Genomic DNA, 10,533 nt, shown 5'->3' with positions numbered 1-10,533 from the left:
GAGTACGCACACGCCAAGCTCGACGCCCTGCGCGGCGGCGCGCTGCTTCAGGCGGATCGCCGCCGACAGCCCGGCCGGGCCGCCGCCGACGATCACCACGTCGTATTCCATCGACTCGCGCGGGCCGAATTGCGAAGTAAGCATAGGTCAGGTCGCGACGTCAGATCGCGCAATTAGAGGGAGAGGGGAACGATGGCAATCGAGATCAATTCAGCGCCGGCGCCGAGGGGGACGAGATCGAGCGGTTCGCGTGAACGCTCGATGAGAATGCCTTGCAGCGGACCGAGCAAGACGCCGTCGAGCATCCCGCCGCGCACGCTCCACTGACCGGACAGGCCGATCAGCAACCGGATCGGCGCCGCCGCGATGCTCGACGAACCGGACAGCACGCTGACGGACGAACCACAGCGGCCACGGCGCGTCATCACGTTCAGCGCGTTGACGGGCGCCGTGGAGAGCGTGCTCCACAGATCGAGGTCGCCGGAGAAATGCACGGGCTGGCCACGCTGCGCGTCGATGCGGACCTCTTGCGAGCGCAGCTTCACCGCACCCTCGTCGAGCAGCACGAAGGTACGCTCGAAGCCGGCGAACTGCGAGAACCTCGCGGACGTGTTCAGCGTTGCGAGGCTCACGCGCCAGTCCGTGTCCTCGCCGTGTCCGGCGGCGCTGCCGCGAGCAATGGTGCGGGTGATACCGTTGCCGTTCGCCCACGGCTCCGCCTGCAACTGGGCGTACTCGAAGCGGCGCACGGCAACCTGAGCGGCGCTGGCCGCGGAAGAGGGCGCAGCCGCTGCAGGCTTCATCGCGCGGCTCCGGCATGCCGCTCCAGTTCGCCCAGCACCTCGAACAGATCGCCGACAAGCCCGATATCGGCCACGGAGAAGATCGGCGCGTCCGGGTCCTTGTTGATCGCGACGATCACTTTCGAGTCCTTCATGCCGGCGAGGTGCTGGATCGCGCCGGAAATACCGAACGCGAAATACACATCGGGTGCGACGGTCTTGCCGGTTTGGCCGACCTGCGCGGCATTGGAAACATAGCCCGCGTCGACGGCCGCGCGCGAGGCGCCGAGCGCCGCGCCGATCTGTGCGGCGAAGTGTCCGAGCCGCTCCATGTTTTCCTGCGAGCCGAGACCACGGCCACCCGACACCACGATGCGCGCCGAAGCGAGGTCCTGGCCGGACTGGTTGGCGGTGTGCCGTTCGACGAGACGGGTTTTCGCAAAGCTGTCGAGCACGGGCAGCACGACGATGTCCGCTGCCTGTTCGCCCGAGCCGGCAGCGGGCCAGGACGAGGCGCGGAACGTGGCGAACGTCGTGGCGGCTGCCGTGCTGACGTTCGACACGACGCTGCCCGCATAGAGTCCGCGCACGAACTGGTTCGCGCCTGCAACCGCCGTGATGTCGGACAGAAACGCGCCGCCGGCACGCGCGGCCGCGCGCGGCAACGCGCTGCGCCCGAGCGTGCGATGGGCCGCGGCGATCAGCGAATAGTCGCTCGCGAGAAGCGCGAGCCGTGCGGCGAGCGTTTCGGGCGCGATGTCCACCGAAGCGGCGGCCGCGACCAGGACGCGCGAGATTCCGGCGACGCGCGCGGCAGACTCCGCCGCGCTCGCGTCGAGCACCAGCAGATCGACCGGCAGACCGCGCTCGCTGGCGGCCGATACGGTTCGAAGCGCGGCATCCGCGACCTGACCGTTTTCCGTCTCTGCAAGGACGAGCGTTCTCATGCGGCGACTCCCGTGTTTCCGAATACGTTGCGTGCCGCGAGCGCGTCGATCAGCGCGGCGGTGGTCGGCACCTGGATGCCGGCCTTGCGCGCGGGCGGTTCGCTCAGCGCGTCGATGCGCGCGAGCGGTGCCGGCTCCACGCCGAGCGTGCGATAGCCGAGGATCTCCAGCGGCTTCTGCTTCGCCTTGACGATGTTCGGCAGCGTGACGCGGCGCGGTTCCGCGAGCCGCAGGTCCGCGCTTACCACGCACGGGCCGCCCAGTTCCCAGGTTGCGGTGCCGCTGTCGTCGCCGCAGGTCACGCGCCAGCCCTCGGCCGTGGCGTCGAGCGCGCTCGCGTCGAGCCCTTGCGGCCAGTCGAGCAGGCCGGCCAGCATCGCGGCGACGCCGCCGATGTCGTCGTCGATCGCCTGCTTGCCGCAGAGCACGAGACCGTAGTCGTGGGTCGCCAGATAAGCGTGCAGCAGCCGTGCGACGCCGAGCGAATCGAGTGCGGGTGTCGCCTCGGCCGTGTCGATCAGCGCCGCGTCGTTCGCGCCCATCGCGAGTGCGGTGCGCAGCACGTCCTGGCTTGTCGCGAGGCCGCAGGTCAAAACGGTGACGTGCGTTGCCACGCCGGCTTCGCGCAGTTGCAGCGCCTTCTCCAGCGCGCATTCGTCGAACGGATTGAGCGACATCTTGAGGCCCGTCGTATCGACGGCGCCGCTGGCATTGACGCGTACGCGCACGTTGGGATCGACGACGCGTTTGACGGGAACCAGAATCCTGATAGCCATGTAGGTGTTCTCCGGGAAATCAGGGTAAGTCAGGACACGGCGCCCGAGCCGTACTTGCCGACCAGCAGCGCGCCGCTTTCGAAGCGGCTCAGCGCGTAAGGGGCGAGCGAGACGTCGGTGGGCAGACCGAGCGCATGCTGCGCGAGCAGCTTGCCGACGCCCGGCGAAAGCTTGAAGCCGTGTCCGGAAAAGCCGAAGCCGACGGTCAGCCCTTCGATATCGGCAACCGGTCCGAGCACGGGGTTCCAGTCGGGCGTCACGTCATAGACGCCGGTCCACGACGAGGCGAGGCCCGCCGTCTCGTAGGCCGGGAAGCGCTCGGCCACCTGCGCGCCGACTTCGGCGACGTAGTCGAGCGAGATATCGCCCTGTTCGGTTTCGGGTGCGTTCAGCGTTTCGCCGACCACGCCTTCGGACACCAGCATCTGTTTGCCGCCATAGCTGCGGTAATAGAGCATGCCCGGCGAGGCGAGGTCCTTGAAGGCCGGCATCGCGAACGTGTATTCGGCCTCGCATTCGAGCGCCAGCACCGTATGGCGCTCGGGCTTGACCGGCAGCGTCACGCCGATCCAGCCGGCCAGCTCCGGCGTCCAGATGTTCTGCGTGCTGACGAGCGTGCCGCAGCTGAAGGTGCCGGCCGTCGTCTCGACGCCGGTGATCCGGCGGCCGTCGCGAATCACGCCGGTCACGCGCGTGTTCTCCATGATCTTGACGCCGCGCTTGCGGGCCGAGCGGGCGAAGCTGGTCGCGACGAGGTAGGCGTCGGCAAAGCCGGCTTCGGGCTCGAAGCCGATCAGCGCGGCATCGTCGAAGCGGGCAATCGGCATGCGCTCGCGCGCTTCGTCGCGCGACAGCAACTGGACCTCGATACCCATGTCCTGCTGCGCGCGCAGCGACGCGCCCAGCGGTTCGAGCTTGTCGCCTTCGGGCGCGCAGATCATGTAGCCGCACTTGACGAGGCCGCACGAGGCCTCTTCGTCGCCCACGTATTCGGCGAAATTGTTGAAGGCCCACCACGACGCGCGGGCCAGCTCGACGTTCTGGCGCACGGAGTAGTGCGTGCGCAGCAGCCCCGACGACTGCGAGGTCGTGCCCGCGCCGATGGTGCCCTGTTCGAGCACGAGCACGCTCTTTGCGCCGAGCGCGGCAAGGTGATGAGCGACCGATGCGCCGACTACGCCCGCGCCGATCACGACAAAATCATAGTGGCTCATGTGGACTCTCCGAAATGGCAATGGGCGGATTGTAGGGACGAGCCGCGGCAGACGATTTTTTATTAGATAAACTAATGAGGCCCCCGTATTGGTGCTGATGAAACTGACGCCACGGGCGGGTACAGGCACCATGGCGCTTTCTCGCCGATCGTCGATCAACGATCGCGAGGGGGCAGGCTGGTGGAGACGAACCACAGGATGAGGCAATGGGACGGACACAGGCTCCGATCGATCTGCGGGCGCTACAGGCGTTTATCGCCGTCTGCGAAACCGGCTCGATGACCGCGGCGGCGAGGCAGCTCGGCGTGACGCAAAGCGCGATCAGCCAGGCGATCTCGGCATTGGAGCGCGACCAGGGCCTCGTGCTGTTCGATCGCGACAGCCGGCCGCCGCGCCCCAATCTGGCCGGGCGCGCGCTGCTCGAACTGGCCGGTCCGCTGCTGGAGCATGCGCAGACCGTGAGCGCGCGCATCGGCGACGCGGCGCAGGTGGGCAAGCTGCCGGTGCGCCTCGGCTGCGTCGATTCGTTCGCGGCGACGGTGGGGCCGGAGCTGATCCGCGCCGTGTCCGGCACGCCGCGGCAGATTTCGTTGTGGTCGGGGCTCACCCCGGGGCTGAGCCGGATGCTGCACGATCATGAACTCGATATGGTGGTCTGCACGCAGACCACGCTCGACGATGCGCGCATCGTCGAAGTGCCGCTGTTTTCCGAGGCCTTTGTCGCGGTCGTCGCGAAAAGCTATCTGCATGAGCGGCGCGACGCGGACTGGCGCAGCCTCGCGCACGATCTGCCGCTGATCCGCTATACCCGGCGCTCCGTGATTGGCCAGCAGGTCGAGCGGTTCGCCCGGCATCTCGGCATCGTGAGCCCGCAACGCTACGAATTCGACGCGACCGATCCGCTCCTGAGCCTCGTGACCGCGCGGCTCGGCTTTGCGATCTCCACGCCGCTGTGCCTCTGGCAGGCGCGCCACTATCTGAACGACATCGCGGTGCTGCCGTTGCCGGCCAGCCGGCTCGGGCGGCGCGATTTTTTTCTGCTGCATCGCGAGGGCGCGTGGGGCGACTTTGCCGCCGACATCGTCGCGCTCACGCGATCGGTGCTCGACCATTCGATTTGTCCGGCTTTGGCGCAGGCTTTGCCGGAACTGCCGGCCGACGCCGTGCAGTGATCCATCACGACAGGAGTTTGACGATGAACGAGTTGTATTCGCTCGAGCGCGGCGACGCGCCGCTGCTGGTTTCGATTCCGCACCTCGGGACGCGGATTCCCGACACGCTGCGCCCTCTGTATTCCGACGCGGCGCTGACGCTGGCCGACACCGACTGGCATCTGGACCGGCTCTACGCGTTCGTGCGCGAGATGGGGGCGACCTTGCTCGGCGCGAAAGTGTCGCGCTATGTGATCGACCTGAACCGGCCGCCGAACGACGAGAGCCTGTATCCGGGGCAGACGACGACTGGCCTGTACCCGACCGAAACGTTTCATGGCGAAGCGGTGTATCGCCCGGGCTGCGAACCGGATGCGGCGGAGAAGCAGCGCCGCGTGGAGACCTGCTGGCGTCCTTATCACGCCGCGCTTGCGGAGGAGCTGGCGCGTCTGCGCGCGCTGCATCCCCATGTGCTGCTGTGGGAAGCGCATTCGATCGCGAGCGTGTTGCCGAGGCTTTTCGAAAACAAGCTGCCCGATCTGAATCTGGGTACCCAGGACGGACGCACCGCGGCGCCGGCGCTGCAGGCCGCAGCCGAAGCTGGCGCCGCGGCGGGCGAATTCACATGGATTGCGAACGGGCGCTTCAAGGGCGGCTATATTACGCGCCACTTCGGTGCGCCGCAGCAAGGCATTCACGCGATCCAGCTCGAGATGTGCCAGTCGACCTATATGGACGAAGCGGCGCCGTTTGCCTATCTGCCCGAGCGCGCGGAGCGGGTTCAGCCGACGCTGCGGCGCATGGTGGGCGGCGCGCTCGACGCGCTCAGGACGCTGCCGGCGCCTCGCGTGCCCGAATGAACCCGTTCGCCTTATTCGCGTGCGCCAGGTGTCCCGATGGGTGCGCGCGCAGGGCGGCGGAATAAGGCGAGATGAGCGAGATGAGGCCCGAGGCCAAGACGCTGCCGGCCTCGATGAGCGAACGCTTTTCGGGCGTCACGGATGGCGGGAGTCGCTTTCGCTATCCGGACTTGCCCGATCTCACGCGGCGACCGAACGTGACCGCGTGCGCGCACGCGGTTTTTCGATTGCCGGTTTCGTCACTTCTTCGGGATGAAGCGCCGCCTGCTGCGCCGCAAGAATATGAGCCTCGGCCGCGGCTCGGGCGGCGACCGGGTCGCGCGCCTTGACGGCGTCGCGGATGCTATGCATTTCGAGCAGGCTGAATCTCGCGCGGCCGGGATTCGCCATCGACTTCGCGCGCAGCAGATTGATGCGCGCAAACAGCGATTCCAGAAATTCGCGAATGATGTGGTTGCCGCAGCCGAGCAGAATCACGTCGTAGAACTCGCCCGTCGACTTGAGCCGATCGAGCGCATTGTCGTTATTGACGGCTTCCTGGAATTGCGCGAGCGCCCGGTCGAGGGCGGCGACCTGCTCGTCGGTGGCCGACTGAGCCAGAAGCGCGGCCGCTTCGCCTTCGAGCAGCTTGCGCACGTGATAGATCTCCACCGACTCCTGGATGGAGATCGTCGCCACCGAAGGCCCGCGGTTCGGCGCGTTGTGAACGAGACGCTCGGATTCGAGCCGCCGCAACGCTTCACGCAGCGTCGTGCGGCTCACGCCCATCGTTTCCGCGAGCGTCGTTTCGACGAGCCGCTCGCCCGGCGCGAGTTGCCCTTGCATGATGGCTTCCCGCAACTTCGACGTGGTCTGAAACAGCACGGTCTGCGGTGTGACTTTCAGATCCACAGCCATAACGTCCCCTTCCCTTGATCTTTTCAGTTTGTAATGCGGCGGCCGGCCAGCGGAGCGCCGCGCGAGGCGCGCGCGCTCCCGATGCCCGGCCCGTGCCGCTTACCCTTGCGCGAGGAAGCGTTGACCGATTTTTTCGAAGACGCAGTAATGGCCCTTGAACCACTCTTCCGCCGCGAGGCGGGCGCGCCACGGCGTGCCACGCGCTTTTTCCCGCGCGTCCGACTCAAGTGCTTCCCGCTTTGCCAGATAGTGTAGAGCAAGATGGGTGAAGCGTTGAGGGTCTCCGTCGACGATATCGAAGCGCCGCACGGCAAGCCAGTCCTCGCATTCGAGCAGCGCCGGGATGTGGTCCTGTTCATACCAGCGATTGAATTCGTCGCTGCGCGCCTCGGGCACGGTGAAGAACACGGCGTAGACGAACTGCGCGTCGAACGGCGAGCTCGCGCGCGCGCCGTCCTGATGCCAGTAGCCGATTTCCTCGCCGATGTAGCGGGTGAAATCCGACACGCCGCCGAGCATGCGCCGCGAGCGCTCGCCCGGATTGCCCTTGATCTCCTTGTACTGCGGAGTCGAGAGCGCGTCCCTCGATTCCATCTCGTAGATGGCGAGGTAGGCCGGCCCGTCGACATTGCGGTAGCGCTGCGCCGACGTGAAGCCTGGCGCCTTCATACGCGCCGGAATGTGCTCCGTGTCGTACCAGTCGTTGAAGTCTTGCTCCCAGCTTGCGTCGGGAGTCATTTCCGAAAACAGCACCGTGCGACGGCTCATCTCGATCTCCTCTCAAAAAAAGTTGTTGACTGGATTGTACGACAATCGTATTGTTTGTCAAACCGATACTTTTAACCGCCGGACTACCGGCCCTGGAGTCTCCGATATGAAGCTGCAAGTCAAGTCCCTCTACACGTACGTTCAGCACCAACCGGCACCGGCGAATGCCGAAGATCAACGTCCGCTGCACAAGGTTGCGGTCATCGCCGTCGTCAAGAATCCGTATGCTGGCGAGTTCCGCAACGACCTCTCCGAAATGATCGAGGCCAGCGTCGAACTGGGCGAAAAACTGGCTCAACTCGCGAAGGACGCGATGGGCCCGTACGAAGTCGAGAGCTACGGCAAGGGCGGCATCGTCGGCACCGCCGGCGAACAGGAGCACGCGAACGCGCTGCTGACGAGCGCATTCGCCGAGCCGATCCGCGCGGCCGTCGGCGGCAAGGCATGGATTCCCTCGTACACGAAGGTGGCTCCGGCTGGCGTCGCGATCGACGTGCCGCTCGCCTACAAGGATGCGCTCTATGTGCGTTCGCACTATGACGGCATGACCGTTGCGATCCCGGAAGGCCCGCTGCCCGACGAAGTCGCCGTGATCTTCTGCCTCGCGAACCGCGGCCGTCTGACCGCTCGCGTGGGCGGCCTGAAGGTATCCGAGGCAGTCGGCGAAGACGGTCTCGTCTAAACAATTTCCTTATGGAGGAGATGCAATGAAAACGGCAATCGTCAATCTGAAGACCATCGTCACCGGAGAGTGGCGCGATCCGTTCGCAAAGGGCGACAGCATCCTGATGGCGGACGGCAAGATCGAAGCGATCGGCACCCTGAGCGCCGAACAGCTCGAAGCCTGCGACGTGGTGATCGACGCCGACGGCGCGACCGCGATTCCGGGTCTGATCGACTCGCAGATTCACAACACGTTCGGCGACTACACGCCGCGCCAGAAAACCGTCGGCTTCCTCGAAAGCTACGTGCACGGCGGTACGACGACCGCGATCAGCGCGTCCGAAGTGCACGTGCCGGGCCGGCCGACCGATCCGCAAGGCGTGAAGGCGCTGGCCGTGGCCGCGCAGCGCTGCTTCGCCAACTATCGCCCGGGCGGCATGCGCGTTTTCGCGGGCTCCATCATTCTCGAACCGGGACTGGTCGAGGACGATCTGCGCGACATCGCCTCGCAAGGCGTGTGGCTCGCGAAGGCCGGCTTCGGCGCGGTCAAGACGCCGTTCGACTACGCGCCGATGATCGGCTGGGCGAAGAAGCACGGCATGATCACCACGGTGCATACGGGCGGTTCGTCGATTCCGGGTTCGTCGGGCATCTGGGCGGAGCATCTGATCGCGATGCAGCCGCACGTGTCGTTCCATATCAACGGCGGCCCCGTGGCGATGCCGGATCAGGATTTCGGACGCATTCTCAACGAAAGCGAAATCGCGATGCAGGTCTGCACCGCCGGCAATCTGCGCACGCTGCTGATGATCGCCGAGATGACCGTGCAGGCCGACAAGTTCGACCGCTTCCTGATCGCCACCGACACGCCGACCGGCAGCGGCATCATGCCGCTCGGCATGATGTACACGATCACGCACCTCGCGAGCCTCGGCAAGATGGCACCGGAGCAGGCGATCTGCGCCGCGACCGGCAACAACGCGCGCACCTACGGCATCAACTCGGGCTTCCTGCAGGTCGGCCGCGACGCCGACGTCGTGATTCTCGACTCGTGCGTGGGCGGCACCAAGCATACGGCTCTCGATGCGCTGGCCAATGGCGATATCGCCTCGGTCGCGGCGGTCGTCACGGACGGCGTGCCGCGCTTCGTCGGCCGCAGCCGCAACACGCCGGCTTCGGAGAAGAACGTGCGGGTTATCAAGTCCCGCATCATGAACGATTTCGCGGCTCCTAAACATTGAGAACTGGCATGGCTGAACAGAAAAGGATAATCGTCGTCGGCGGCGGCCCCGTCGGCATGGTGACGGCGCTCGCCTGCGCGCAACGCGGCTTCGCCGTCACGGTTCTCGAAGCGGCGCAGACGGTCGATACGAACCCGCGCGCGGCCACGACGCACCCGTCCACGCTCGAGATGATCGACAGCCTCGGCGTGATCGACGAATTCATCGCCGCGGGCCTCGTCGCGCGTTACTTCGACTTCTGGGACCGCGAGAAGCGCGAGTTGATCGCGCGCTTCGACCACGACCTGCTGCGCGAGGATACGAAGTTCCCGTTCGTCGTGCAGACCGAGCAGCACAAGCTCGTCAACATCATCGCGGCGAAGCTGAAGACGATGTCCGACGTGGACGTGCATTTCGGCGTGCCGGTGGTGGACGTCGAGCAGGATGCGAACGGCGTGACCGTGACGATCGACCGCGACGGCGTAGAGGAGAAGCTGAGCGGCACGTTCCTGGTCGGCGCGGACGGCGGGCGCAGCACCGTGCGCAAGAAGCTCGAGATCGAATTCGAAGGCTACACGTGGCCGGAGCAGTTCCTCGTGCTGACCACCTCGTTCGACTTCGAGAAAGCGCTCGGCAGTTCGTATCGCGCCTACCTCGCCGATCCGAAGGAGTGGGGCAACCTCTTCAAGGTCGCCGGCGACGACATGAAGGGCCGCTGGCGCGCGGTGTTCCCGGCGCCGGTGGACGTGCCGGAAGAGTTCGTGATGAGCGACGAGGAAGCGCAACGCCGCCTGAACCGCATTTTCCCGCTGGAAGACGGCGCGACGTATCCGCTGCTGCACAAGAATATTTACCGCGTGCATCAGCGCGTGGCGGCTTCGTTCCGCCGTCAGCGCATCTTCCTCGCGGGCGATTCGAGCCACGTGAACAATCCGATCGGCGGGCTCGGGCTCAACTGCGGGATTCACGACGCGCTGGAACTGGCCAACACGCTCGCCGAGGCAGCGGACGGCAATGCCGAGCGTCCGGTGCTGGACCGCTACGAGCGTCGCCGCCGCTCGCTGAACATCGAGTTCGTTCAGCAGCAGACCGTGGCGAACAAGAAGCGTCTGGAAGAGACCGATCCGGCGGTGCGCGCGCAGCATCTGGCCGACCTCGCCGCGACGGCCGCCGACCCGGCGCGTCACCGCGCGTTCCTGTTGCGCACGTCGCTGATCGACAGCGTACGCAAGTCGCAAGCCATTCAGTGATGCTA

General features: G+C 66.1%; 12 protein-coding genes. 5 read left to right on the top strand and 7 right to left on the bottom strand.

Translation table 11 applies throughout. The features are described 5' to 3' along the window. From G3N58_RS22205 to G3N58_RS22185, 5 genes are all read right to left on the bottom strand, one after another. Nucleotides 1-144 (bottom strand): FAD-dependent oxidoreductase (locus G3N58_RS22205; RefSeq protein ID WP_206000231.1); only part of this gene is annotated, 144 nt, incomplete at its 3' end. A gap of 29 nt (nucleotides 145-173) precedes the next feature. Next, nucleotides 174-803, bottom strand: a complete 630-nt coding sequence (locus G3N58_RS22200) for a HutD family protein (RefSeq protein WP_206000229.1) — start codon at nucleotides 801-803, stop codon at nucleotides 174-176. Then, nucleotides 800-1,729, bottom strand: a complete 930-nt coding sequence (locus G3N58_RS22195) for an FAD-binding protein (RefSeq protein WP_167041298.1) — start codon at nucleotides 1,727-1,729, stop codon at nucleotides 800-802. The genes G3N58_RS22200 and G3N58_RS22195 overlap by 4 nt, the downstream gene beginning before the upstream one ends. Continuing rightward, nucleotides 1,726-2,499 (bottom strand): electron transfer flavoprotein subunit beta/FixA family protein, encoded by a 774-nt coding sequence (locus G3N58_RS22190; protein WP_206000230.1) that lies wholly within the window; start codon nucleotides 2,497-2,499, stop codon nucleotides 1,726-1,728. The genes G3N58_RS22195 and G3N58_RS22190 overlap by 4 nt, the downstream gene beginning before the upstream one ends. 35 nt (nucleotides 2,500-2,534) lie before the next feature. Further along, the gene (locus G3N58_RS22185) at nucleotides 2,535-3,719 is read right to left on the bottom strand and encodes an FAD-binding oxidoreductase (protein ID WP_167283794.1); all 1,185 of its coding nucleotides are present in this window, start codon (nucleotides 3,717-3,719) and stop codon (nucleotides 2,535-2,537) included. 206 nt (nucleotides 3,720-3,925) lie between these two features. On the opposite strand from G3N58_RS22185, the gene G3N58_RS22180 reads away from it, so the two are divergent. Together G3N58_RS22180 and hutG are read left to right on the top strand one after the other, a co-directional pair. Beyond that, complete coding sequence (locus G3N58_RS22180; RefSeq protein WP_167041304.1) at nucleotides 3,926-4,891, top strand: LysR family transcriptional regulator; 966 nt, start codon at nucleotides 3,926-3,928, stop codon at nucleotides 4,889-4,891. Between the two features lie 23 nt (nucleotides 4,892-4,914). Next, nucleotides 4,915-5,730, top strand: a complete 816-nt coding sequence (gene hutG / locus G3N58_RS22175; RefSeq protein WP_167041307.1) for an N-formylglutamate deformylase — start codon at nucleotides 4,915-4,917, stop codon at nucleotides 5,728-5,730. 180 nt (nucleotides 5,731-5,910) lie between these two features. On the opposite strand, the gene G3N58_RS22170 is transcribed toward hutG, so the two are convergent. Both G3N58_RS22170 and G3N58_RS22165 read right to left on the bottom strand, forming a co-directional pair. After that, entirely contained in the window at nucleotides 5,911-6,627 is a 717-nt protein-coding gene (locus tag G3N58_RS22170) for a GntR family transcriptional regulator (protein ID WP_167041310.1), read from the bottom strand. 99 nt (nucleotides 6,628-6,726) lie between these two features. Next, nucleotides 6,727-7,395 (bottom strand): DUF4286 family protein, encoded by a 669-nt coding sequence (locus G3N58_RS22165; RefSeq protein ID WP_167041313.1) that lies wholly within the window; start codon nucleotides 7,393-7,395, stop codon nucleotides 6,727-6,729. A 106-nt stretch (nucleotides 7,396-7,501) separates the two neighbouring features. Here G3N58_RS22165 and G3N58_RS22160 point away from each other — a divergent pair, with 106 nt between their 5' ends. Genes G3N58_RS22160 through G3N58_RS22150 form a run of 3 tightly spaced genes read left to right on the top strand, consistent with a single transcriptional unit; the run spans nucleotide 7,502 to nucleotide 10,528 of the window. Continuing rightward, the gene (locus G3N58_RS22160; protein ID WP_167041316.1) at nucleotides 7,502-8,077 is read left to right on the top strand and encodes an amino acid synthesis family protein; all 576 of its coding nucleotides are present in this window, start codon (nucleotides 7,502-7,504) and stop codon (nucleotides 8,075-8,077) included. Nucleotides 8,078-8,102: 25 nt separating this feature from the next. Beyond that, nucleotides 8,103-9,299, top strand: coding sequence for an amidohydrolase family protein (locus G3N58_RS22155; protein ID WP_167041319.1), 1,197 nt, complete (start codon nucleotides 8,103-8,105; stop codon nucleotides 9,297-9,299). 8 nt (nucleotides 9,300-9,307) lie between these two features. Further along, nucleotides 9,308-10,528 carry an NAD(P)/FAD-dependent oxidoreductase gene (locus G3N58_RS22150; RefSeq protein ID WP_167041322.1) on the top strand — a complete coding sequence of 407 codons (1,221 nt, stop codon included), beginning with the start codon at nucleotides 9,308-9,310 and terminating at the stop codon, nucleotides 10,526-10,528. Nucleotides 10,529-10,533 lie beyond the last annotated feature (5 nt).

The organism is Paraburkholderia sp. Ac-20342 (assembly GCF_017104985.1).
Taxonomy (GTDB): Bacteria; Pseudomonadota; Gammaproteobacteria; order Burkholderiales; family Burkholderiaceae; genus Paraburkholderia.
This window is presented reverse-complemented; position numbering and strand designations above follow the sequence as displayed.